The organism is Pseudomonas sp. BF-RE-21 (assembly GCF_019947305.1).
Classification (GTDB): domain Bacteria; phylum Pseudomonadota; class Gammaproteobacteria; order Pseudomonadales; family Pseudomonadaceae; genus Aquipseudomonas; species Aquipseudomonas migulae.
In genome coordinates this window covers 261,585-285,565 of the sequence record NZ_JAGYGF010000001.1, presented here as the reverse complement: position 1 = coordinate 285,565, position 23,981 = coordinate 261,585, and the positions used below count along the sequence as shown (strand labels likewise).

Genomic DNA, 23,981 nt, shown 5'->3' with positions numbered 1-23,981 from the left:
CGCGTCACTTACAACTTATTAGCTATAAACCCGGCCAAGGAGCTGCCGATGGCTTTCAAACTGATCGAGCACGTCACGAGTGATCTGATCCTGAGTGAAGCCCATCAGGTCGTAGTCCTGGCTGCCATTGTGCAGGTACACCTCGGCGCGGTAGTAACGGGCGCGAGGTTCATCGGCACTTTCAGCCGACACCGTGTCGCTCGCCGCTGCCAGATAGCCGTCCAGGCTCACTTCGTAGACAAAAGGGTTACCCTCTTCCATCTCGATGCGCACGCCCATGCAACGCTTGGACTTGCCCAGCAACGTTTGCACGTCCAGGCCTTTACCACGCAATTGCACCACGGCCTCTTCCAGCGCCGGGCTGACTTGCTTGTCCATGAAACGTTGAACGATCGACTGGTTCGGTTGCAGGTCCAACTGAGTCAGACGCTCGCTGAAACCACGACGACCGCGCGCCGCCAGTTCCGCTTGCTCCTGTTCGATCTGCACGTCCTGGCGCATGGCCTTGTGCAAGCCGAACATGAAGAACACCAGCACCACCGAGAACGGCAGACCGGCCAGCACCACCATGGTTTGCATGGCTTCGAAGTTACCGGCGAACAGCAGGCCGATGGTCACCAGGGTGATCACAACGGACCAGAAGATCCGCAGCCAGTGCGGCGCATCTTCGTCGACGTTGCCGCCCTTGCACGAAAGGTTGGCCATCATCACCGCGCCGGAATCCGCCGGGGTCAGGAACAGCACGAAACCGACGAAAATCGACACGCCGATCACCACTTTCGACGCCGGGTAATGCTCAAGCAACTGGTAGATCGCCATGGACGGCTGTTGCAGCGCCGTCTTCCCGAGCTCCACCGCCCCGTGGTTCATCACAAGGTCCAGGGCCGAGTTACCGAAGATCGACAGCCACGCCAGGGTGAAACCCAGCGGAATCAGCAGCACGCCGGCCACCAGTTCACGCACGGTACGACCACGGGAAATACGCGCGATGAACATGCCTACGAATGGGGCCCAGGAAATCCACCAGGCCCAGTAGAACAGGGTCCACAGGCCCAACCAGCGGTCGGACTTCTCACTGTCGCCTTCGTACACATAGAGGTCGAAGGTCTTCAGCACCACGCCGTTCAGGTAGTCACCGACGTTCTGTACGAAGCCGTTGAGCAGGTGCAAGGTCGGGCCAAACAGCAGCACGAAAATCAGCAAGCCGCTGAACAGCACGATGTTCAGGTTGGACAGACGACGGATGCCGTTTTCCACGCCGGACACGGCGGCGATGGTCGCCACGGTGCTCATCACGATGATCACGATCAACAGGTTGGTGTTGCTGTGTTCCATGCCGAACAGGTTTTCAAGGCCCGACGACACTTGCAGCGAACCAATCCCCAGGTTCGTCACCAGACCCAACAGGGTCACGAACATGCCGAAGCCGTCCACCGCGTGACCGGCCGCGCCTTTGACCCAACGCTCACCGACCAGCGGATACAGCGCCGAACGCAACGCCAGCGGCTGGTTGTGACGGTAGGCAAAGTACGCCACGGCCAGGCCGACCAAGGCGTAAATCGCCCAGCCATGCAGGCCCCAGTGCAGGAAGGTCAGCTGTACCGCCTGACGCGCGGCCAGGTTGCTGGCCGACACGCCTTCCGGCGGGTTGAAGTAGTGATCCAGCGGCTCGGACGCACCGAAGTACAACAGCGAGATGCCGATACCCGAGGAAAACAGCATCCCCGCCCAGGCGCCGTAGCTGAAGTCCGGGGTGTCGTCCTTGCTGCCCAGTTTGAGCTTGCCGTAGGACGAAAACGCCAGGCCGACCACGAATACCAGGTAAGCGGCGATCACCACCATGTAGTACCAGCCAAAGCTGCGGGACAGCCACGCCTGGGCGATACCGAGCAATCTGCCAGCCTCTTGCGGGGCGATGATCAGAATGGCGGTCAACAGCAAAATCAGCGCGGTAGAGGTGTAGAACACCCAACCGTTGACCGTCACCTTCTCGGGCGGGGTCTTTATTAGAGAGGCAGAACTCATGGCACAGATGCTCCAGGCAGTGCGAGAGAAGAACACAAGGCAGCGCGTTACCCGACCAATCGGTTAGTTGGCAGCCGACCGGCGGGTGATATAAAGACAACCCGAAAAAAGCCCGAAACCCTTAAGCACCAGTGCGTAGGGGTTTCGAGCCGTTTTGGATGTCGGGTTATCGCCATTTACACGTAGGAAAAACCTGTAAGCAGCGACGATTTGTCGCAGATCTTATTCTTTGTTGATTGAACGTTCAATCAAAACAAAATAGACTGGCCCTCAATCCGATAGACGTTTTGCGTCTGCCGGAAGGCCTAAGGAGATGTGCAAGATGCCCAAGGTCGGTATGCAACCCATCCGCCGCCAGCAATTGATCGAAGCCACCTTGCTGGCCGTCGATCAGGTCGGAATGGGGGACGCCAGCATTGCGCTGATCGCCCGTTTGGCCGGTGTCTCGAACGGCATCATCAGTCACTATTTTCAGGACAAGAACGGCCTGATCGCTGCCACGGCGCAGTACCTGATGAGTGTCCTCAGCGAGAACGTCACCGCGCGCCGTCAGGCGCTGACAGATGCCAGCCCGCGGGCGCATCTGCAGGTGATCATCGAAGGCAACTTCGACGCCAGCCAGGTCAATGGCCCGGCAATGAAAACCTGGCTGGCCTTCTGGGCCACCAGCATGCACCACCCGTCTTTGCACAGGTTGCAGCGGATCAACGATCACCGTCTGTATTCCAACCTGTGCTGCCAGTTCCGCCGCGTATTGCCGCTCGATGATGCGCGCAGTGCAGCCCGGGGCCTGGCAGCGTTGATTGACGGTTTGTGGTTGCGCGGCGCGCTGTCGGGAGATGCTTTCGACACGGAACAGGCGCACCGGATCGCTTACGAATACATGGATTTCCAACTGGCCAAGCAGGTGAGTTAGAGCACACATAAAACGCTCAACCCCTGAACCGCCACTGACCAGCGTGCCAGCGCTACACGGCACGCCCAGTGGTCAACGCCAACCACTTATGCACTTGCGAGGACACTATGGCCCGTTTCGAACTGCAAAAACTCTACATCGATGGCGGTTACTCCGACGCCAGCAGCGACGCCACTTTCGAAGCCATCAACCCGGCTAACGGTGAAGTCCTCGCAAAAGTACAGCGTGCGACCAAGGAAGACGTTGAGCGCGCTGTAGTCAGCGCCGAAAAGGGCCAGAAAATCTGGGCTGCAATGACTGCCATGGAGCGTTCGCGCATCCTGCGTCGCGCCGTTGACATCCTGCGCGAGCGCAACGATGAACTGGCCGCCCTGGAAACCCTGGACACCGGCAAGTCGTTCTCCGAAACCAAGTATGTCGACATCGTTACCGGCGCCGACGTGCTGGAATACTACGCAGGCCTGGTCCCAGCCATCGAAGGCGAGCAGATCCCGCTGCGCACCACTTCGTTTGTTTACACCCGTCGCGAGCCGCTGGGCGTCGTGGCCGGTATCGGCGCGTGGAACTACCCGATCCAGATCGCCCTGTGGAAATCCGCGCCTGCCCTGGCGGCCGGTAACGCGATGATCTTCAAGCCAAGCGAAGTCACTTCCCTGACCACGCTGAAACTGGCCGAGATCTACACCGAGGCAGGCCTGCCAGCCGGCGTGTTCAACGTATTGACCGGCAGCGGCCGTGAAGTCGGCACCTGGTTGACCGAGCACCCGCGCATCGAAAAAATCTCCTTCACCGGCGGCACCGACACCGGCAAGAAGGTCATGGCCAGCGCTTCCGCTTCGTCCTTGAAAGACGTGACCATGGAACTGGGCGGCAAATCCCCGCTGATCATTTTCGACGACGCCGACCTCGATCGCGCCGCCGACACCGCGATGATGGCCAACTTCTACAGCTCCGGCCAGGTCTGCACCAACGGCACTCGCGTGTTCGTACCGAGCCACCTGAAAGCCGCTTTCGAAGCCAAGATCGTTGAGCGCGTTGCGCGCATCCGCGTCGGCAATCCGGAAGACGAAAACACCAACTTCGGCCCGCTGGTCAGCTTCGCCCACATGGAAAGCGTGCTGGGCTACATCGCCAAAGGCAAAGAAGAAGGCGCTCGCGTGCTGTGCGGCGGCGGCCGTCTGACCGACGGCGAATTCGCTAAAGGCGCGTTCGTGGCACCGACCGTGTTCACCGATTGCACCGACGAGATGACCATCGTTCGCGAAGAGATCTTCGGCCCGGTGATGGCGATCCTGACTTACGAAACCGAAGAAGAAGTGATCCGTCGTGCCAACGACACCGACTTCGGCCTGGCCGCAGGCGTCGTCACCAAGGACCTGAACCGCGCTCACCGCGTGATTCATCAGCTGGAAGCCGGTATCTGCTGGATCAACGCCTGGGGCGAGTCCGACGCGAAGATGCCGGTCGGCGGCTACAAGCAATCCGGTGTGGGTCGTGAAAACGGCATCAGCTCGCTGAACAACTTCACACGCATCAAATCGGTACAGGTTGAGCTGGGCGATTACGCCTCGGTGTTCTAAGCCCCCGAGTCATGTGTTGCCCGCGAATCGAGTGCGCAGCACTCGCCCAGGCCTGACCTGACCAACTTCAAAGAGGGTGCATTCAATGTCCCAAGAATTCGATTACATCATCATCGGTGCCGGCTCGGCCGGTAACACCCTGGCGACCCGTCTGACTGAAGACGAAGGCGTCACCGTCCTGCTGCTCGAAGCAGGCGGCCCGGATTACCGGATGGATTTCCGCACGCAAATGCCAGCGGCCTTGGCGTTCCCGCTGCAAGGTCGTCGCTACAACTGGGCGTACGAAACCGATCCAGAGCCACACATGGACGGTCGCCGGATGGAATGCGGTCGCGGCAAGGGCCTGGGCGGTTCTTCGCTGATCAACGGCATGTGCTACATCCGCGGCAACGCGATGGACTACGACGGCTGGGCCAAACTGCCTGGTCTGGAAGACTGGGACTACCTGAACTGCCTGCCGTATTTCCGCAAGGCCGAAACCCGCGACATCGGCCCGAACGACTACCACGGTGGCGAAGGTCCGGTCAGCGTGACCACGCCCAAAGCCGGCAACAACCCGCTGTTCCACGCCATGGTTGAAGCCGGCGTGCAAGCCGGTTACCCGCGCACCGAAGACCTGAACGGTTACCAGCAGGAAGGCTTCGGCCCGATGGACCGCACCGTGACGCCTAAAGGTCGTCGCTCCAGCACCGCTCGCGGCTACCTGGACACTGCTAAAAAGCGTTCGACCCTGACCATCGTCACTCACGCCCTGACCGACAAGATCCTGTTCGAAGGCAAGCGTGCCGTCGGCGTGCGTTACCTGATCGGCGCCGCTGAAGAGCGCGTTGAAGTCCGCGCCCGCAAAGAAGTGCTGCTGTGCTCCGGCGCCATCGCTTCGCCACAGATTCTGCAACGTTCCGGCGTTGGCCCGGCCGAACTGCTGAACAAGCTCGACATCCCGGTGGTGCACGACCTGCCAGGCGTCGGCGAAAACCTGCAGGATCACCTCGAGCTGTACCTGCAATACGCCTGCACCCAGCCGGTTTCGCTGTACCCGTCGCTGCTCCTGCACAACCAACCGGCCATCGGTGCCGAGTGGCTGTTCAACGGCACCGGCATCGGCGCCAGCAACCAGTTCGAAGCCGGCGGTTTCATCCGCACCCGTCCGGAATTCGAATGGCCGAACATCCAGTACCACTTCCTGCCGGTCGCGATTAACTACAACGGCAGCAACGGTGTGAAAGAGCACGGTTTCCAGGCGCACATGGGTTCCATGCGTTCGCCGAGCCGTGGTCGCATCCAGGCCAAGTCCAAGGATCCGCGCGAGTACCCGAGCATCCTGTTCAACTACATGGCCACCGAGCAGGACTGGCAGGAATTCCGCGACGGCATCCGCCTGACCCGTGAAATCATGCAACAGCCTGCACTGGACGCTTTCCGTGGCCGCGAAATCAGCCCGGGCATTGAAGTGCAAACCGATGAGCAGCTCGACAAGTTCATCCGCGAACACGCCGAAACCGCGTTCCACCCGTCCTGCTCGTGCAAGATGGGCACCGACGAAATGGCCGTGGTTGACGCCGAAGGTCGTGTGCATGGCATGCAAGCCCTGCGCGTGGTCGATGCCTCGATCATGCCGATCATCACCACCGGCAACCTGAACGCGCCGACGATCATGATCGCCGAGAAAATCGCCGACAAGATCCGTGGTCGCAAGCCATTGCCGCGCAGCACTGCCAGCTACTACGTGGCCGGTGACGCTCCGGTGAAAGGCAAGCCAGTGCGTGATGTGAGCGCGACAGCACGCTGATAGCCGCTCCGCAAAACCGCAAACCGCCACCTCTTCGGAGGCTGGCGGTTTTTTATTGCCTTGAATAAACCACCCACCCTGTCCAGCTCGCAACAAAACTCGCAACACTTATAGGGGGCTTCAAACTTAATAGTTGCATTAAGATCAGCGCCAAACAAAAACCTGATTATCAAGGATGATAATGAATACCCACTATGCAAACCCAACTGTATCAGCCAGCTTATTCCGACAAGCAATAGCAAAAGAAACAACAATCACTCTGAACTTCAACTATCTCAGCGGCATGATCGAAGCGTGGTGGATGAAAAATCACGACCAGAGTATTCATGAGCTGAAAATCCAGCTAATCAATATCTTTGCAACCTACCTCCACCCGGAAGATGCCTACTATTTCGATAAATTAGGGCAAGCACACGACGGCGTGGCCGCCGTGTGCATCAAGAATATCTTCCACCTCGATTCACCCAGGCTGGCCCTGACGGTGCATGAAGCGCTCGCCGATTTGTTCCATCTGGTTGACATCAAATACGACTATGAAGAACACAAAGCCTTATATCTTAAACCGGCAGCAGAAAAATATCGGGAATGGGGAAATGGCTATGGAGATATCACACCGCACTCCGACGACTTGTATGAAAACCTCAGCGTGGATTTCCTGGCACTAACAGTTTGTCGAGACACTACTCATACGCCGACGGCTTATTACTTTCCCGCAGACTTGCTCTGCGACCTTGATAACGAAGACATTGAAACACTGCTTGGCATGCAAGCCAGGTTTATTTCCGGCAAAAACGTCAACGGTTCGAAAGAGCGAATTCGCAATGTCGTTGAATACGACGATCACTACGGCTACCGGTTTTCTCTGGACTTCCGGATCGACCCGCACAACGGTGAGCGGATGCGAGCGGTCAACGGCGGCCAACATGTCCTCGACAAGATAAGAGCCCAGTTGCCCACCGCCAGTCACAGTGTCTCGACAGCCGAGACCGGAACCTTCCTGATCGTGGCCAACCACAAGATTCTGCACGCACGCCCCATGCTGAACATGAGTGAAGATGCAGTGCGCACCCAGGCCGCCACTTCAACACTGGCCACCACACCTCGCCTGCTGTTTCGCAGCAAAGGCCCCAGGAAGCAGTATTACGCGCTGAATGCATCCGACTGTCCGCGGGAAACTTGCTGATGGTTGCTGGAAAACCGCCTTGTCATTCGTCAGCCAAGGTCTTCCAGGAAGGCGCACGGGATGCGATCAGCTTCGGTGTCGCCTTCCTGTTTCTGTATTTGTCGATCGGGATGGTAGGCGCCGCACAGTCGTTAACCCTGGGGCAGACCCTGGCAACAACTTTGTTGATATTTTCTACGCCGCTACAGTTTTTGCTTCTGCAAAACTACAACGATGGCTGGCTGTTGATTCCGGTCATTCTGGCGCTCAACGTGCGATTCCTGCTGCTCTCGGCCGCGCTGGCGCCGTACCTGAAGCACGTTTCGACAAGCAACATACTGCCCTCGCTGATCCTGATAACGCCGTCGATATTCACGGCCTGCATGACCCGCTTCAAACAACGAACCAATCACCCCTTCACCTACATGCTCGGCGTGGGCTTGCCGATATTTGCCGTGTCGATTGTGTGTACCTGCATCGGCTTCATCGCCGGTGCCGGGTTGGCGTCGCCGGTGACTACGGCCGTGATGATGATGCTGTTGCCGCTTCAGTTCACGGCACTGGCCGGCAAACACTGGCCGCATTACGCCGAAGTGTCGAGCTACTGGCTGGGCTTCATCGGCGCGCCAGTGCTGGTGCTGTTCTTCAAGGAATACAGCTTGCTCATCACACCGTTTTTGATCGGTGGCGTGACCGTGTTGATTGAAAACGCCTGGACCGAACAAGGAGTGCGCAGCCAATGACAGTTTGGTTTTTGATCGGCTTTGCCGCCGTCAGCGCACTGGCGTTTCGCGCCCTGCCCTTTGCCTTTAAAAACACGACGGCGCTGACGCGCACCCACGGTTCGTTTTATCGGTTTATCAACTACAGCGCACAAGCCATGCTGGGGGTAATCATTTATGACACGGCCTTCAACAAACAGGATGCGCCGAGCCTGATGCAACAGTTTGAAAGCCTGGATGCGCTGAAGCTGATCCTGCTGCTGGGGACCTTCATTGTGGTCGCCAAAACCAGAAAAATACTTCCCGCTTTCCTGGCCAGCCTGATGATTTATCTGACGGCGGTCCTCTATCTCTATGGCGGGCAGTAAGCCCCGCCCCCTCTCACCACCGTAACCAATGCCATCGCGAGCAGATCACGACACGGTCTGCCCGCGAGCCTCGGCCTTCACGCTGATTAAATATTTCCTACGCAGCTCTGCGCTTGATCCTACCCCCACGCAGGCCTAATCTAGCGCCACGCAAACGTTTCACCCCCCCCTTCGCAACACCGCTGCATCGCCACTCCAGACCAAGGAGGTTCCCGAATGTTCGATTTCCACCCCCAGCTCAAGCAGCGCTTTGCTGCCTTGCGCACGGGCGCTGAATTCTTTTCTCTGCGATACGTGCGCGAGTCCGGCCAGTACCTGTCGGTGCGCAAGAACGTTGCCGAACCTCCGAGCCTGAGCCGTGATGAAGGCGCGATGCTGACCGTTCGTGTCAACGGCGTTGAAGCCTACGCCGCGACCAACGACCTGTCGCCGCAAGGCCTGCAATCGGCGCTGGACCGAGCCGAGCAACAAGCTCGCCTGCTCAAGCCTCACGCGCTGCTGGACCTGCGTGAGCAAGCCGTTTCCAGCGACCGCGCCGACTATTTTTCGCCGAACCTCGACCAGCCCTTCCCGTCCCTGAGCGATTGCTACCAACTGCTCGGCGCCGAATCCGCGGCGGTGCCCAAGGACGAGCGACTGGTGAACTGGCAGGTCAGCATCGGCATCACCCATGTCGAGCAGATCTACCTCAACAGCGCCGGCGCCGAACTGCGCCAGGCCCAGCGTTTCGTCTATCCGGGCCTCGATGTCACGGCCTACGACGGCAACGACAGCCAGACCCGCAGCCTCGGCCGCGAGAATTTCGGCCAACAGGGCAGCGCTGATGTCATCAGCCGTTGCGGCCTGATCGGCGCCGGTCCAAAAGTTGCCGATCAAGCATTGCAATTGCTGCTCGCGCCGAACACGCCGCAAGGCCCACGCGACCTGCTGCTGATGCCCGACCAGATGATGCTGCAGATCCACGAATCCATCGGTCACCCGCTGGAACTCGATCGCATCCTCGGTGACGAGCGCAATTACGCCGGCACCAGTTTCGTCAAGGCCGAAGACTTCGGCCATTTGCAGTACGGCTCGAAACTGCTGAACGTCACCTTCGACCCGGACATTCCCGAGCAGCTCGCCAGCTACGGTCATGACGACGACGGCACTGCCGCGAGCAAGCAATTCCTGATCAAGCAGGGCTTGCTCCTGCGTCCATTGGGCGGCGCACTTTCGCAGTTCCGCGCCGGCATGGACGGCGTTGCCAACAGCCGCGCCTGCGGCTGGAACCGCCCACCGATCGACCGCATGGCCAACCTCAATATCGAGCCCGGCGATCAGCCGCTGGAACAACTGATCGGCAACATCGAGCACGGTATTTTGATGAGCACCAACCGTTCCTGGTCCATCGACGATGCGCGCAACAAGTTCCAGTTTGGCTGCGAATGGGGCCAGTTGATCGAAAACGGCGAACTCAAAGGCGTGGTGAAAAACCCGAACTACCGGGCGATTTCCGCGCAGTTCTGGAAAAGCCTCAGCGCCGTCGGCGACGCCAGCACCTTCAAGGTTCTGGGCACGCCGAACTGCGGCAAGGGCGAACCGAATCAGGTGATCCGTGTCGGCCATGCATCACCGGCCTGCGTGTTCAGCAACGTGGATGTATTTGGGGGAGACGCCTGATGAGCACTTCAAAAAGTCAGGCTGATTCGTTCAAGGCCTTGGTCAACGGGTTGCGCGAGGCGATTCGCGAACCGGAGCAATTCACCCTCAGCTACGCCGCCGAGTCGTCGGCCTTCGTGCGTTTCAATCATGCCAAGGTGCGGCAGGCCGGGCAGGTGCAACAGGCGAGCGTCGGTCTCAAGCTGATCAACGACGGACGCCACGCTGACCTCGACATCACGCTGTCGGGCGATGCGCACGTCGACGCCCAGCGTCTGGCCGAAGGCCTGCAACAGTTGCGCGACACCCTGCCGCTGCTGCCGCAGGATCCGTACTTGCTGCTCAACTACACCGGCTGGCAAAGCAAGAATGTGCGGGAGCATCCGCTGCCGGACACCGAGCAGGTGGTCGCCGAAATCACCCGGGCCGCCGAAGGGCTGGATCTGGTGGGTTTCTACGCCGCCGGCCCGATCAGTCGCGGTTTCGCCAGTTCTTCAGGCGCGTTCGGCTGGCATCAGGCCAACAGCTTCAACTTCGACTTCAGCCTGTTTCATGCAAACGGCCAGGCGGTGAAAGCCAGCTACGCGGGCCATGACTGGAACAGCGAAGGGTTTGCCCGGCGCTTCCAGCAGGCGCGTGAGCAGCTTGAGTTTCTCGGTCGACCATTGCGTACGTTGGCACCGGGTCAGTATCGCGCTTACCTGGCGCCGGCCGCGCTGGAAGAAATCATGGGCATGTTGTCCTGGGGTGGCTTTTCGGCGCAGTCGATTGCCAGCAAGAGCAGCCCGTTGCAGAAACTCTACGCGGGCGACCATTCGTTCAGTCCGCTGGTGTCCCTTGACGAGCAAGTCAGCGGTTCGTTGAGCCCGGCATTTTCTGGCGAAGGTTATCCACGCAGTGACCTGAAGCTGATCGTCGAAGGCAAGGCCGGCGCGCAATTGGTCGGCTCACGCAGCGCCGCCGAATACGGCCTGACGGCCAACGGCGCCAGCGGCGGTGAGTCGCCGACCGCGTTGAACATGGCGCCAGGCGCGCTTGCCGATGCCGAGATCCTCAAGCAACTGGGCACGGGCTTGTACATCAGCAACCTCTGGTACCTGAACTACTCGGACCAACCGATGGCACGCATGACCGGCATGACGCGGTTTGCGACGTTCTGGGTCGAGAATGGCGAGATCCAGGCACCGGTCAGCACCATGCGTTTTGATGACAGTGCTTACAGTTTGCTGGGTTCGCAGCTGGAAGCGCTGACCGAAGAGCGCGAGTTGTTGCTGTCGGCGAGCACTTACAGCCAGCGGGCCACGGCATCGGCGCTGTTGCCGGGCGCGCTGATCAGCAAACTGACCTTGACCCTGTAACAACGCAAAACCCGTAACAACGCAAAACCTGTAACGACGCAAAACCTGTAGGAGCTGGCTTGCCAGCGATGAGGCCGGCAAATCCAACATCATTGTCGGCTGACAGTCCGCCATCGCTGGCAAGCCAGCTCCTACAGGGATTGGGGAAACACCGAAATTCCTGCGACTCAAAACCTGAGGTCCCATGCCCAACCGCCCGCCTCTCGACGCTGTCACCGCCCGCTGGTTGCCGTGGGTCGTCGCTATTGCCTTCTTCATGCAGTCCCTCGACGGGACCATCCTCAACACTGCCTTGCCGGCCATGGCCCGCGATCTGGCGGAAGACCCGCTGCGCATGCAGGGCGTGATCATCGCCTACATGCTCACCGTCGCGTTGCTGATCCCCGCCTCGGGCTGGATCGCCGACCGCTTCGGCACCAAGAAAATCTTCTTCGGTGCGATCCTGCTGTTCAGCTTCGGCTCGTTGCTCTGCGCCTTGTCGAGCAGCCTGAGCATGCTGATCGGCGCCCGGGTGATTCAGGGCCTGGGTGGTGCGCTGATGCTGCCGGTCGGTCGGCTGGTCGTACTGCGGGCCTACCCGCGCTCGGAACTGGTGCGGATCATGGGTTTCATCACCATTCCCGGCCTGCTCGGCCCGTTGATCGGCCCGACCATGGGCGGCTGGATGGTGGAATACCTGACGTGGCACTGGATCTTCCTGATCAACCTGCCGGTCGGCGTCGTCGGTTGCTACGCCGTATGGAAATTCATCCCCGACCTGCGCGGCACTGAGCGCACGCGGTTCGACAGCCTCGGCTTTTTGCTGTTTGGCGCAGCGATGGTGCTGATCACCATCGCCATGGAAGGCCTCGGCGAACTGCACCTGCCGCACCTGCGCGTGATGCTGCTGCTGTTCGGCGGCATGGCGTGCCTGGCGGCGTACTGGTTGCGGGCCGGGCACATCGACAATCCGCTGTTCGCGCCGTCGCTGTTCAAGACCCGCACGTTCGCCGTCGGCATCCTCGGCAACCTGTTCGCCCGTCTCGGCAGCGGCGCACTGCCGTTCCTCGTGCCGTTGTTGCTGCAAGTGGCCCTGGGCTACTCGCCGTCGCAGGCGGGGATGAGCATGCTGCCGCTGGCAGCGGCGGCGATGGTTGCCAAGTCGGTGGCGCGGCCACTGATCGAGCGCCTGGGTTATCGCATTGTGCTGACCGGCAACACCCTGGCGCTGGGGCTGATGCTGGCAAGCATGGGCCTGGTCAGCGAGCAGACGCCGTACTGGCTGCTGCTGGGCATGCTGGCGATTCTCGGCGCGATCAACTCGTTGCAGTTCACCGCAATGAACACCGTGACCCTGATCGACCTCGACGATGCCAGCGCCAGCAGCGGCAACAGCCTGCTGTCGGTGGTCGCGCAATTGTCCCTGAGCCTGGGCGTTGCATGCGCCGGTGCGCTGCTCGGCGGGTTCACTGCAGAGATCGGAAACGACGGCGTGGACACGGTGCTGGGCGCGTTCCAACTCACGTTTGTGACCGTCGGAATCATGGCGATGCTGGCCGCGACGATCTTCTCGCAGCTGTCAAAGGAAGACGGACGGCGCGTCAAGCGTCCGGAAGAGCACATAGAGCCTTAGGGCGAATGGCCACTGGGCTGGTACACTGCGCGACATTTTGTTTTGCAGGCCAGTCCCGTGACCACCATCGCCACCGCTTTTAATACTTTGCCGCTGTCCGCCGCCATGCTGGCTAACCTCGACTCCCTCGGTTATGCCCAGATGACGCCGATCCAGGCGCAAAGCTTGCCGGTGATCCTCAAGGGGATGGACCTGATCGCCCAGGCCAAGACCGGCAGCGGCAAGACCGCAGCCTTCGGTATCGGCCTGCTGAACCCGATCAATCCGCGCTTCTTCGGCTGCCAGGCGCTGGTCATTTGCCCAACGCGTGAACTGGCTGACCAGGTTGCCAAGGAAATCCGTCGCCTGGCCCGCGCCGAAGACAACATCAAGGTCCTGACCTTGTGCGGCGGCGTGTCGTTCGGTCCGCAGATCGGCTCGCTGGAGCACGGCGCGCACATCATCGTCGGCACTCCGGGTCGCATCCAGCAGCACCTGCGCAAAGGTTCGCTGGTGCTTCATGGCCTGAACACGCTGATCCTCGATGAAGCCGACCGCATGCTCGACATGGGTTTCTACGATTCCATCGAAGAAATCATCGCCCAATGCCCGGAGCGTCGTCAGACCCTGCTGTTCTCCGCCACGTACCCGGTGGGCATCAAGCAGTTGGCCTCCAAGTTCATGCGCAACCCGCAGCAAGTGAAGGCCGAGGCGTTCCACGACGACACGCAGATCGAGCAGCGCTTCTACGAGATCTCTCCGGAAGAGCGCATGGACGCCGTGGTCAAGGTCCTCGCGCATCACCGCCCGGCCTCTTGCGTGGCCTTCTGCTTCACCAAGCAGCAGGTTCAGGAAACCGTCGATCACCTGACCGCCAAAGGCATCTCCGCCGTCGGCCTGCACGGCGATCTGGAACAACGTGATCGTGACCAGGTGCTGACGATGTTTGCCAACCGCAGTACTTCGGTACTGGTTGCCACCGACGTCGCCGCTCGCGGCCTGGACATCGATGCGCTGGACATGGTGATCAACGTCGAACTGGCGCGTGATTCGGAAATCCACATTCACCGCGTTGGCCGTACTGGCCGCGCCGGTGAAAAAGGCATCGCGATCAGCCTGGTCGCCCCGTCCGAAGCGCACCGCGCCCAGGCCATCGAGCAACTGCAGAAGTCGCCGTTGAGCTGGGATCAGCTGGACAACCTCAAGTCCCAGGGCGGTGGTCCGTTGCTGCCGCAAATGAGCACGCTGGTCATCGGCGCTGGCCGTAAAGACAAAGTGCGTCCGGGCGATATTCTGGGTGCATTGACTGGCGATGCCGGGATTCCGGGCGCGCAGGTTGGCAAGATCGCGATTTTCGACTTCCAGGCGTTCGTTGCCGTGGAACGCGCAGTTGCCAAGCAGGCAGTGCAACGCCTGAACGACGGCAAGATCAAAGGCCGTTCGCTGCGCGTGCGTATCTTGTAAGAACAACACTGCCCCTGTAGGAGCGAGGCTTGCCCGCGAAGAACGAAAACTCGGTTTACCTGACTCTCCGCGTTATCGTTCTTCGCGGGCAAGCCTCGCTCCTACAGATATAGGCTGGCTCCGAGATTTGTGTGAGGACACCGTTTTGCGCTCTACCGAAGTCGTGATCATTGGCGCTGGCGCCGCAGGGTTGATGTGTGCGCTGACCGCCGCCGGGCGCGGGCGCAAGGTGATGTTGCTCGACCATGCGAACAAGGCCGGCAAGAAAATCCTGATGTCGGGCGGTGGCCGCTGTAATTTCACCAACATGTACACCGAACCGGGCAATTTTCTCTCGCAGAACGAACACTTCTGCAAATCCGCACTGGCGCGCTACACGCAGTGGGATTTCATCGGCATGGTCGCCAAGCACGGCGTGCCGTACCACGAGAAGAAACTCGGCCAACTGTTCTGCGATAACAAATCCAGCGACATCCTCGAAATGCTGCTCAACGAGTGCGATCAGGTTGGCGTCAGCCTGCACCTGGACACGTCGATCCAGACCATCGAGAAGCTGGAAAGCGGCTATCTGCTGGACACCACACTGGGCCAGATCACCTGTGAATCCTTGGTGATCGCCACGGGCGGCCTGTCGATCCCGACCCTCGGCGCCACCGGTTTCGGTTACCAGGTCGCGAAGCAGTTTGGCCACGAATTGTTGCCGACCCGCGCCGGCCTGGTGCCTTTCACCATCACTGATCAGCTCAAAGAGCTTTGCACCGAACTGTCCGGTACGTCGGTGGATTGCCTGGTGAGCTGCAACGATCAGAGCTTTCGCGAGAACATCCTGTTTACCCATCGCGGCCTCAGCGGTCCGGCGATTTTGCAGATTTCCTCGTTCTGGGAATCCGGCGACCCGGTAGAGATCAACCTGATGCCGGATCACGATGTGCCGAGCTGGCTGCAACAGCAGCAGGCCGAACGTCCCAACAGCGAGTTGAAAACCCTGCTCGGTGAAATCTTCACCAAGAAGATGGCCAACCTGCTGGCGGACAACTGGTTCGTCTCCAAACCGATGAAGCAATACACCCACGCGGAAATTGCCGACATCGCCGAGAAGCTGGCGAGCTGGAAAGTGGTGCCGGCCGGGACCGAAGGCTACCGCACCGCCGAAGTGACCTTGGGCGGCGTCGACACCAACGAAGTCTCGTCCAAGACCATGGAATCGCTGAAAAGCCCTGGGCTGTATTTCATCGGCGAAGTGCTCGACGTGACCGGGCATCTGGGCGGTTTCAACTTCCAGTGGGCGTGGGCCTCCGGGTACGCCGCTGCGCAATTCGTCTGACACAACCAATAACCTGTGGGAGCGAGCCTGCTCGCGATGAGGCCGGTATATTCGACATTGATGTCGACTGTCAGGCCGTTATCGCGAGCAGGCTCGCTCCCACATTGGTTATGGGTGGTTCGATAAAGGAACAGATTTTGCTGTCAGATGTGATCGGCGCCATTGCGTCGGCGTCATTACTGGCTCAATTTAGCGTCATTGCCTCGGAAGGCCCTCGCACTTCATGCCATCGACCCCTTTTCGTCAGTCCCTGCGTCGCCTCTGGGCGCTGGATAAATTCAGTTACAGCGTGCGGGTGTTCATCGCCCTGACCGGCAGCATGGCGCTGTGTTGGTATCAGGATGAAATGGGGCTGCTGATCCCGTTGTTCCTGGGGATCATCGCCAGCGCCCTGGCCGAAACCGACGACAGCTGGCAGGGCCGCCTCAATTCGCTGGCCGTAACGCTGGTCTGCTTCATCGTCGCGGCCCTGTCCGTCGAACTGCTCTTCCCCTACCCCGTCCTGTTCATCATCGCTTTCGCATTGGCCGCTTTCTGCCTGACCATGCTCGGTGCGCTCGGCGAACGTTATGGCGCGATTGCCTCGGCGACGTTGATTCTGTCGGTCTACACCATGATCGGCGTGGACCAGCGCGGCGGCGCAGTGACCGATTTCTGGCACGAGCCGGTGCTGCTGGTGGCCGGCGCGGCCTGGTACGGTTTGCTTTCGGTGTTGTGGCAGGCGATGTTTTCCAACCAGCCGGTGCAGCAGAGCCTGGCGCGGTTGTTCCGCGAACTGGGCTTTTACCTGAAGCTGAAATCGTCGCTGTTCGAGCCGATCCGGCAGATGGACGTGGAAGCGCGCCGACTGGAGCTGGCCCAGCAAAACGGTCGGGTCGTGGCGGCCCTGAACGCTGCCAAGGAAATCATTCTGCACCGGGTCGGCAACGGTCGACCGGGCTCGAAAGTCAGCCGTTACCTGAAGCTCTACTTCCTCGCTCAGGACATCCACGAGCGCGCCAGCTCCTCGCACTATCCGTACAACGCGCTGGCCGACGCCTTTTTCCACAGCGACGTGCTGTTCCGCTGTCAGCGCCTGCTGCGCCAACAGGGCAAGGCTTGCCGAGCGCTGGCGGAATCGATCCAGATGCGCCAGCCATTCATCTATGACGCCAGCTTTGCCGAAGCCCTCAGCGACTTGCATGCATCCCTCGAACACCTGCGTGTCCAGAGCAACCCGGCCTGGCGCGGACTGCTGCGCTCCTTGCGCGCCCTGGCCGCCAACCTCGGCACCCTCGACCGCTTGCTCAGCGATGCGAGCAACCCCGACGCCCTCGCCGACGCCACCGACAGCAGCCTGCTCGACCGTTCGCCACGCAGCCTCAAGGATGTGTGGATTCGCTTGCGCACGCAGCTGACGCCGACCTCGCTGCTGTTCCGCCATGCCCTGCGTTTGCCCCTGGCATTGAGCATCGGCTACGGCATGGTGCATTTGATTCACCCGTCGCAGGGTTACTGGATCATCCTCACCACGCTGTTCGTCTGCCAACCGAACTACGGCGCGACCCGCCGCAAGCTCGGTCAGCGGATCATCGGCACCGCCATCGGCCTGACCGTAGCGTGGGCGCTGTTCGATCTGTTCCCGAATCCGCTGATCCAGTCGTGCTTCGCCATTGCCGCCGGTGTGGTGTTCTTTATCAACCGCACCACCCGCTACACCCTGGCCACGGCCGCGATCACGCTGATGGTGCTGTTCTGCTTCAACCAGGTCGGCGACGGTTACGGCCTGTTCCTGCCGCGACTGTTCGATACCTTGCTCGGCAGCCTGATCGCCGGCCTGGCGGTGTTCCTGTTCCTGCCGGACTGGCAGGGCCGACGCTTGAACAAAGTGCTGGCCAACACCCTCACCTGCAACAGCATTTACCTGCGCCAGATCATGCAGCAATACGCCGCCGGCAAGAGCGACGACCTGGCTTATCGCCTGGCCCGGCGCAACGCACACAACGCCGATGCGGCGCTCTCGACCACGCTCGCCAACATGCTGATGGAGCCGGGGCATTTCCGTAAGGAGGCGGATGTCGGGTTCCGCTTCCTGGTGTTGTCGCACACCTTGCTCAGCTATTTGTCAGGACTGGGTGCACACCGTGAAACCCAACTGCCGGCGGACGTGCGCGAACAATTGATCGAAGGGGCCGGCGTGAAACTGGCGGCGAGCATCGATGAAATCGCTCAAGGGTTGGCGAGCAAACTGCCGATTGCGATTCAGAGTGATGAGGAAGAGGCACTGGCCAATGAGCTGGAACAGATGCCGGATGAGATCGATGAAGGGCAGCGGCTGGTGCAGACGCAGTTGGCGTTGATCTGTCGGCAGTTGGGGCCGTTACGGACGTTGGCGGCGCATTTGATCAAGGACACCGGCGAGGATTGAGATGTGTGGTGAGTGGGCCGGCCTCTTCGCGGGCAAGCCTCGCTCCTACAAGTATCGCCGCGAATCCTGTAGGAGCAGGCTTGCCCGCGAAGGGGTCATCAGCCATCCCGCAAAAACTACATCCCGTGCTGCTTCATCAACTGCTCATAACTGCCATCCGCTTTCATCTCCGCAATCTCACGGTCGAAACTGGCCACGATCTCTTCGTGGTGCGGATTTTTCAGGCTGACCAGAATGTGCAGGCTGTTCTCGCTCAACGGCTTGGGCAGGAACTCCACGGCATTGCGCACCTTGGCGGACTCCCGGGCCAGGTAATAACGCGCGACGTATTCGTCTTCCAGCGTCAGCTTGACCCGATCGGCAGCGACCATGCGCACGGCCATGGCGAAGCTGTGCACCGGGACCTTCTGCAGCGAGGCGTCCTCATCGAACGCCGGTGAATAGGCGTAACCGCGTACCACTGCAATCGGGTAGGTGTGCAGCTGCTGCAGGTTGTTGTATTCGATCGGTGCGTCCTTGCGCTTGAGAAAGCGCACGCGGTTGAGCAGGTACTCGCCGGAAAACCGGCCGAGCCTGGTGCGCTCTTCGGTATACCAGGCGTTCACCAGCACATCGTAACGGCCTTCGCCCACACCCATCAGGGCACGTGCCCAGGGCACCTGTTCAAAGTCACTTGCATAGCCGGCTCGCGCCAGCGCGGTGCTGACAATGTCTGTCGCCAGGCCGCCATTGAGCAGCGTCGCATCAGTAAAGGGTGGCCAGGCATCGGCTACCAGTCGCAGCTTTTCCGCTGCCGCGCTCTGAGTCAGCAACAGCAATCCGATCAAGGCCAAAGCTCGATGCAATCGCGGCATGCTCGAAAATCCTTAGCGGGCGGCTGCCCGACGTGTTTTCAGCCAAAACTCCAAGGCCCCGTAACGGCGAAACCCAGGTACCAACATTAGCTCATCGAAGCCACTGCACAGCGCTTCAGCCCAGATTACACAAAGAAGACAACGCCGCGCGAATTGAATGATGGCATTTTGGCCTTTGTCACAGATTTCTCTGCCATAAAGACATCTTTCGCCCAGGCGATTAGTATCGGAGCGACTAGGTCAACGGAATGTGAAGATGACAATCGATTGGATCTGCAAGCACCACAGTGATCTGGGCAAAGAGCAGCTGTACGCCATTCTGCAGTTGCGCTCAGAGGTTTTCGTTGTGGAGCAGAAATGCGTCTATCAGGACGTGGACGGCCAGGATCTGGAGGGTGACACCTGCCACTTGATGGCCTGGGACGGCGATCGGCTGGTGGCGTACCTGCGCTTGCTCGACCCGGAATTACAGGGCGGCGATGTGGTGATCGGCCGGGTGCTTACCGCCCCGCAAGCGCGCGGCAAAGGGTTGGGTCATGAGCTGATCGCCCTGGCGTTGAAGCAGGCTGGGAAGCGTTGGCCTGATGTGCCGGTTTATCTGTCGGCGCAGGCGCATTTGCAGGGGTATTACGGGCGGTACGGGTTTGTCGTGGCGGGTGAGGAATACGTGGAAGATGGTATTCCGCATATCGGGATGCGTCGTTCTTGAGGGCCTCTTCGCGGGCAAGCCTCGCTCCTACAAGGGCAGCGCAAATCCTGTAGGAGCGAGGCTTGCCCGCGAAGGCGTCAGTTCAGTCGCCGCAGCAGTCTACGGATATTCCAACACCGCTTTAATCTGCCGCAAATTCCGCTCGATCCATCCCCGATCAATCGCTCCCCACTCGCGAATCCGATAGCGCCCCGCATGATTGCGCGCGCCCTCTTCCTGCTCGAACTCGCAAACGATATCCAGATCCGCCAACGCCGCAATGGTGTCCTGCGCCGTGCGCCGGGGCATGCCGGTCACGTCGGTCAATGCCGGGACGCTGCTGGCCAGCCCACTGTCGATCAGGTACGCCACGTATAAACGGCGATAGAAGCTGCTCTTGGTCTTGCTCACGTCCATCCACACACTCCTTGGCTACTGCATTTCCCGCCACGTCAGGTACACCCGCAAATCGAATTCGACCTGGTGATACCCCGGCAACATGTGTTCGCACAGCTTGTAGAACGCCTTGTTGTGATCCGATTCCTTGAAGTGCGCCAGCTCATGCACCACGATCATCTTCAGGAACTCGCAAGGCGCCTCCTTGAACAGCGAGGCCACGCGAATTTCTTTCTTGGCCTTGAGTTTGCCGCCCTGCACCCGCGAGATCGTGGTGTGCAGGCCGAGGGCGCGGTGGGTCAGGTCCAGACGGTTGTCGAACAACACTTTGTCGATGGCCGGGGCGTTACGCAGGTATTCCTGCTTGAGGTCCAGGGCATAGGCATACAGCGCCTTGTCACTCTGCACGTCGTGCTTTTGCGGGTAGCGTTTGTCCAGGTAATCGCCCAGCCGACCTTCGGTGATCAGCCAGCGCACCTGGTCCTGCAACTCTACGGGATAGGCCTGAAGGTATTTCAACGCGGTCATCGGGATAGGCAACATCAATTACTGAAAGGCCGCCAGTGTAGCGAATTCAGTCGATCAACGTGCTCCAGTCGAACGGCCGCACAAAGTCGCCGACGTCCTCGGCCATCATCGGCCGCGCCACCAGGAAACCTTGCACGTACTCGCAGCCATTGGCTTGCAGCCATTCATATTGCGCGATGGTTTCCACGCCTTCGGCGATCACCAGCATCCCGTACTGCTTGCACAGGTCGATCACATTGCGCACCAACGCCGCATCCCGCGAAGAGTCCGGCAACCGGGCGATCACATGCCGGTCAAGCTTGAGCGTGTCCAGCTCCAGATCCCGCAGATGCGACAACGAGCACGGCCCGGAGCCGAAATCATCCAGCGCCACCCGCACCCCCAGATTGCGCAGCAGCCGCAGTTGTTTGCGGGTTTCATCGGGGTTGTGCATCAAGGCCTCTTCCGTGACCTCGACCTCCAGATGCCGCGCCTGCAAGCCATGGCGCTCCAGCACCTGACGCAACTCGGTGACCAGGTTGGGCATGCCGAACTGTGTACTGCTCAAGCTGACGCCCAGCACCAAGTCCTCGGCAAACAAGGTTTCCCAGGCTTTGCGTTGCCCGGCGCCGCGATGATAAATCCAGCTGCCGAGGCGACTGATCAACCGCGCCTCTTCCAGCAACGGCAAAAACAGCCCTGGCGGCACGTCGCCGACGCTCGGATGCTGCCAGCGCAGCAGGGCTTCGAACCCGCGAATCTGCCCTCCGGCAATGGCCACTTGCGGTTGATACACCAGATTGAAATCGCGGTTTTCGATGGCGGTGCGCACACTTTCTTCGAGCATCAACCGTGAGCGCGCGCGACCGTTCATGTCATGGTCATAGAAGCGATATTGCTGACGCCCGGCACGCTTGGCTTCGTACATGGCGATGTCGGACGCTCGCAGCAAACCATCGAGATTGGCCCCGCAATCCGGATACGTGGCGATGCCGATGCTGGCCCCGAGGGCGATATCCAGCCCATCGATCTGCTGACAGATCGACACCCGCTCAATCAGCTTCTCGGCAATCTTGGCCGCTTGCTCGGGGAACTCCAGATCGAGCAGCGCCGTGAATTCATCGCCGCCCATGCGCGCCAGAATGTCGAAGGGTCGCAAGCAAGCCTTCAGCTGTTCGGACACCCAGCGCAACACGCGGTCACCGGCATCGTGACCAAGGGAATCGTTGACCCGTTTAAAACCGTCGAGGTCGAGGTACAGCAACACCCAGGCGCTGTCGTTACGCTCACCGCGCAGCAGCAGGTTTTCCACGGTCTGATAGAAACCACGGCGATTGAGCAGGCCGGTCAACGGGTCGGTCACCGCCTGGAATTCCAGCTGCTGATGCAGATGACGCACCACCGACATGTCCAGCACCGTCACCACCATCGCGTGTTGCTCGGTTGGCAATGGCGCGCATGAAAGTGCGACGGGTACCTGCTGGCCCGGTGCCGTACGCAATAGCGCATCGTGCAGGCGCAGGGTTTCGCCGCGCTTGTAACCGGCCAGCAGTTCTGAATCGGCCCAGACCGGAATATGCGGCTTTTGCAGGTAATCCAGAAACTCTTTGCCTTGGAGGTCTTGCACCGTGGCATTGAGCAGTCGCGACATCGCCGGGTTGGCAAAGCGGATCAGGCCGTCCTCGCCGACCACCAGGATGCCTTCGGCGGCATTGTCCAGCACCGAGGCGTTGAAGGCGCGCGCGACCTCCAGATCGTGGCTCAGGCGCTGCAACGCCCGGCGATTGCGCTGATGCTCCAGCAGCGCCTGGACTTTGGGCTTGAGAATCTGCGGGTCGAACGGTTTGAACAGGTAATCCACCGCACCACTGGCGTAGCCCTTGATCACGGCATCCTGAGACTGTTCGTTGGCGGTGAGGAAAATGATCGGCGTGAGGCGGGTGCGCTGACTGCCACGCATCAGGCGCGCCACTTCAAAGCCGTCCATGCCCGGCATCTGCACATCCAGCAGCACCAGATCGATATCGTGTTCGAGTAGAAGGCCGAGGGCTTCGAAACCGGAGGCAGCAGTAATGACCTGCCAGTCCTGGCGCTGCAGCAACGCGCGCATGCTGATCAGGTTTTCAGGGTAATCATCGACGATTAAAAGGGTTGAGCTGCCTTCGGCTGGCGTGGGTTGCGCGCATTCCATGCTGCTTCTCTATGTCGGGGCGTCAGGCCGGTTTCTCGTGAAAACCGGACAAATATTACGTCTTCACTCTAGACCGGGATTCGCGAAAGCAGAAGATATCAGTACGCCATCATTTAACTAAAGGGTTCATTGCCCGACTAACGGTCACCTCTACAGCCCGCTAAAACCGGGAAAGATGGCCTTTTAACAGGATTTTGACGTCATCCATTTGTCAGACAGACGTTAACAAAATAGCCTTCTACGCTTATAAAGACCGCCCCCAAAGGCGCGTGCTAGAGCTTCTGGTACGTCCGTGCCGCAAAATTCGTGGAAGCTTTGCCTATGATCGATCTCGCATCCTGGAACCTCAGCGTTCCCGTCGGTAACCCGCCGTACACCGTTGAAACGGCCAAACTGGTGAATGGGTTCAAGGATCAATACTTCCACTCCGACACCGGCACACTGTTTTTCTGGTCGCCGGTGACTGGCACCCGCACCGAAAATGCCAAATACCCCCGCACCGAACTACGGGAAACCTACAGCAACGGCACCCTGAAAAACTGGTACTACCCGGACGCCGACAATTCCCTGCGCGCCACCCTGGCGGTGAACCAGGTGCCGAGCTCCGGGAAAATCGTCATCGGCCAGATCCACGCCTACGAAAGCCAGAAACCCATGGTGAAGGTCGAGTATCAGTACAAGACCACCACCAAGACCGGCAACATCGTCGCCAAAGTGCGCATGCACCCCGATGACGACGAAGGCCGGGTAATCACCATCGCCACCGGCGTGAAACTGGATCAGGAGTTCTCCTACCTCATCCACCTCAGCCCTGGTGGTGCGCTGGGCATAAGTGCCGCGGGTTATCAGTGGGACACCAACATCAGCGCCATGTGGCGGGTCAAACCGCTGTACTTCAAGGCCGGGGTCTATGTGCAGGACAACACCGGGTACACCAGTGAAGGCGGTAAAGTGACATTTAGCAAACTGGATATTGATCACGATAAGTGATGTGAATCACG

General features: G+C 60.0%; 19 protein-coding genes. 14 read left to right on the top strand and 5 right to left on the bottom strand.

Annotated features, from left to right (window positions below):
* Window positions 1-18: 18 nt before the first annotated feature.
* Complete coding sequence (locus KGB25_RS01345) at window positions 19-1,968, bottom strand: BCCT family transporter (RefSeq protein ID WP_223413660.1); 1,950 nt, start codon at window positions 1,966-1,968, stop codon at window positions 19-21.
* A gap of 379 nt (window positions 1,969-2,347) precedes the next feature.
* Between KGB25_RS01345 and betI the strand changes: the two genes are divergently transcribed.
* The 12 genes from betI (at window position 2,348) to yccS (ending at window position 18,344) form a co-directional block, all read left to right on the top strand.
* A complete protein-coding gene (gene betI, locus KGB25_RS01340; protein ID WP_008033272.1) occupies window positions 2,348-2,941 on the top strand; it encodes a transcriptional regulator BetI in 594 nt (197 codons plus the stop codon).
* A gap of 107 nt (window positions 2,942-3,048) precedes the next feature.
* Window positions 3,049-4,521, top strand: a complete 1,473-nt coding sequence (gene betB / locus KGB25_RS01335) for a betaine-aldehyde dehydrogenase (protein WP_008044788.1) — start codon at window positions 3,049-3,051, stop codon at window positions 4,519-4,521.
* A gap of 85 nt (window positions 4,522-4,606) precedes the next feature.
* Window positions 4,607-6,310 (top strand): choline dehydrogenase, encoded by a 1,704-nt coding sequence (gene betA / locus KGB25_RS01330; protein WP_008044786.1) that lies wholly within the window; start codon window positions 4,607-4,609, stop codon window positions 6,308-6,310.
* A gap of 181 nt (window positions 6,311-6,491) precedes the next feature.
* Window positions 6,492-7,493, top strand: a complete 1,002-nt coding sequence (locus tag KGB25_RS01325; RefSeq protein ID WP_223434071.1) for a hypothetical protein — start codon at window positions 6,492-6,494, stop codon at window positions 7,491-7,493.
* The gene (locus tag KGB25_RS01320; protein ID WP_008044782.1) at window positions 7,493-8,215 is read left to right on the top strand and encodes an AzlC family ABC transporter permease; all 723 of its coding nucleotides are present in this window, start codon (window positions 7,493-7,495) and stop codon (window positions 8,213-8,215) included. The genes KGB25_RS01325 and KGB25_RS01320 overlap by 1 nt, the downstream gene beginning before the upstream one ends.
* A gap of 11 nt (window positions 8,216-8,226) precedes the next feature.
* Entirely contained in the window at window positions 8,227-8,562 is a 336-nt protein-coding gene (locus tag KGB25_RS01315) for an AzlD domain-containing protein (protein ID WP_263286227.1), read from the top strand.
* A gap of 216 nt (window positions 8,563-8,778) precedes the next feature.
* Window positions 8,779-10,221 carry a TldD/PmbA family protein gene (locus KGB25_RS01310; protein ID WP_008033276.1) on the top strand — a complete coding sequence of 481 codons (1,443 nt, stop codon included), beginning with the start codon at window positions 8,779-8,781 and terminating at the stop codon, window positions 10,219-10,221.
* Window positions 10,221-11,558: a TldD/PmbA family protein gene (locus KGB25_RS01305; protein ID WP_223434069.1), complete on the top strand. Its 1,338-nt coding sequence runs from the start codon at window positions 10,221-10,223 to the stop codon at window positions 11,556-11,558. The genes KGB25_RS01310 and KGB25_RS01305 overlap by 1 nt, the downstream gene beginning before the upstream one ends.
* 184 nt (window positions 11,559-11,742) lie before the next feature.
* Window positions 11,743-13,170, top strand: a complete 1,428-nt coding sequence (gene mdtD, locus KGB25_RS01300; protein ID WP_008033279.1) for a multidrug transporter subunit MdtD — start codon at window positions 11,743-11,745, stop codon at window positions 13,168-13,170.
* A 105-nt stretch (window positions 13,171-13,275) separates the two neighbouring features.
* Window positions 13,276-14,613, top strand: coding sequence for an ATP-dependent RNA helicase DbpA (gene dbpA, locus KGB25_RS01295; RefSeq protein ID WP_230427581.1), 1,338 nt, complete (start codon window positions 13,276-13,278; stop codon window positions 14,611-14,613).
* A 145-nt stretch (window positions 14,614-14,758) separates the two neighbouring features.
* Complete coding sequence (locus tag KGB25_RS01290; RefSeq protein ID WP_008044773.1) at window positions 14,759-15,937, top strand: NAD(P)/FAD-dependent oxidoreductase; 1,179 nt, start codon at window positions 14,759-14,761, stop codon at window positions 15,935-15,937.
* 223 nt (window positions 15,938-16,160) lie between these two features.
* A complete protein-coding gene (gene yccS / locus KGB25_RS01285; protein WP_008033283.1) occupies window positions 16,161-18,344 on the top strand; it encodes a YccS family putative transporter in 2,184 nt (727 codons plus the stop codon).
* 116 nt (window positions 18,345-18,460) lie between these two features.
* Here yccS and KGB25_RS01280 read toward each other — a convergent pair whose 3' ends face one another.
* Entirely contained in the window at window positions 18,461-19,198 is a 738-nt protein-coding gene (locus KGB25_RS01280) for a substrate-binding periplasmic protein (protein ID WP_008033284.1), read from the bottom strand.
* A gap of 256 nt (window positions 19,199-19,454) precedes the next feature.
* On the opposite strand from KGB25_RS01280, the gene KGB25_RS01275 reads away from it, so the two are divergent.
* Window positions 19,455-19,907 carry a GNAT family N-acetyltransferase gene (locus KGB25_RS01275; RefSeq protein ID WP_008044754.1) on the top strand — a complete coding sequence of 151 codons (453 nt, stop codon included), beginning with the start codon at window positions 19,455-19,457 and terminating at the stop codon, window positions 19,905-19,907.
* Between the two features lie 99 nt (window positions 19,908-20,006).
* Here the strand turns inward: KGB25_RS01275 and KGB25_RS01270 are convergent, their stop codons facing one another.
* From KGB25_RS01270 to KGB25_RS01260, 3 genes are read right to left on the bottom strand one after another with little or no spacing between them, the layout of a single operon-like run.
* Entirely contained in the window at window positions 20,007-20,303 is a 297-nt protein-coding gene (locus tag KGB25_RS01270) for a helix-turn-helix domain-containing protein (protein ID WP_008033286.1), read from the bottom strand.
* A 15-nt stretch (window positions 20,304-20,318) separates the two neighbouring features.
* On the bottom strand, window positions 20,319-20,810 hold the full coding sequence (locus KGB25_RS01265; RefSeq protein WP_032832888.1) for a YgjP-like metallopeptidase domain-containing protein: 492 nt from the start codon (window positions 20,808-20,810) through the stop codon (window positions 20,319-20,321).
* A 46-nt stretch (window positions 20,811-20,856) separates the two neighbouring features.
* Entirely contained in the window at window positions 20,857-22,980 is a 2,124-nt protein-coding gene (locus KGB25_RS01260) for a putative bifunctional diguanylate cyclase/phosphodiesterase (protein ID WP_223434068.1), read from the bottom strand.
* Between the two features lie 321 nt (window positions 22,981-23,301).
* On the opposite strand from KGB25_RS01260, the gene KGB25_RS01255 reads away from it, so the two are divergent.
* A complete protein-coding gene (locus tag KGB25_RS01255; protein ID WP_008044751.1) occupies window positions 23,302-23,970 on the top strand; it encodes a polysaccharide lyase family 7 protein in 669 nt (222 codons plus the stop codon).
* The last annotated feature ends 11 nt before the right edge of the window (window positions 23,971-23,981 follow it).

Bases quoted from the DNA above. Each gene is read 5' to 3' on its own strand.
- KGB25_RS01305 (WP_223434069.1), top strand. From the start codon at position 10,221: ATGAGCACTTCAAAAAGTCAGGCTGATTCGTTCAAGGCCTTGGTCAAC.
- KGB25_RS01265 (WP_032832888.1), bottom strand. From the start codon at position 20,810: ATGACCGCGTTGAAATACCTTCAGGCCTATCCCGTAGAGTTGCAGGAC.
- yccS (WP_008033283.1), top strand. From the start codon at position 16,161: ATGCCATCGACCCCTTTTCGTCAGTCCCTGCGTCGCCTCTGGGCGCTG.
- KGB25_RS01310 (WP_008033276.1), top strand. From the start codon at position 8,779: ATGTTCGATTTCCACCCCCAGCTCAAGCAGCGCTTTGCTGCCTTGCGC.
- betB (WP_008044788.1), top strand. From the start codon at position 3,049: ATGGCCCGTTTCGAACTGCAAAAACTCTACATCGATGGCGGTTACTCC.
- mdtD (WP_008033279.1), top strand. From the start codon at position 11,743: ATGCCCAACCGCCCGCCTCTCGACGCTGTCACCGCCCGCTGGTTGCCG.
- KGB25_RS01280 (WP_008033284.1), bottom strand. From the start codon at position 19,198: ATGCCGCGATTGCATCGAGCTTTGGCCTTGATCGGATTGCTGTTGCTG.
- betA (WP_008044786.1), top strand. From the start codon at position 4,607: ATGTCCCAAGAATTCGATTACATCATCATCGGTGCCGGCTCGGCCGGT.
- dbpA (WP_230427581.1), top strand. From the start codon at position 13,276: ATGCTGGCTAACCTCGACTCCCTCGGTTATGCCCAGATGACGCCGATC.
- betI (WP_008033272.1), top strand. From the start codon at position 2,348: ATGCCCAAGGTCGGTATGCAACCCATCCGCCGCCAGCAATTGATCGAA.
- KGB25_RS01260 (WP_223434068.1), bottom strand. From the start codon at position 22,980: ATGGAATGCGCGCAACCCACGCCAGCCGAAGGCAGCTCAACCCTTTTA.
- KGB25_RS01270 (WP_008033286.1), bottom strand. From the start codon at position 20,303: ATGGACGTGAGCAAGACCAAGAGCAGCTTCTATCGCCGTTTATACGTG.
- KGB25_RS01255 (WP_008044751.1), top strand. From the start codon at position 23,302: ATGATCGATCTCGCATCCTGGAACCTCAGCGTTCCCGTCGGTAACCCG.
- KGB25_RS01320 (WP_008044782.1), top strand. From the start codon at position 7,493: ATGGTTGCTGGAAAACCGCCTTGTCATTCGTCAGCCAAGGTCTTCCAG.
- KGB25_RS01325 (WP_223434071.1), top strand. From the start codon at position 6,492: ATGAATACCCACTATGCAAACCCAACTGTATCAGCCAGCTTATTCCGA.
- KGB25_RS01275 (WP_008044754.1), top strand. From the start codon at position 19,455: ATGACAATCGATTGGATCTGCAAGCACCACAGTGATCTGGGCAAAGAG.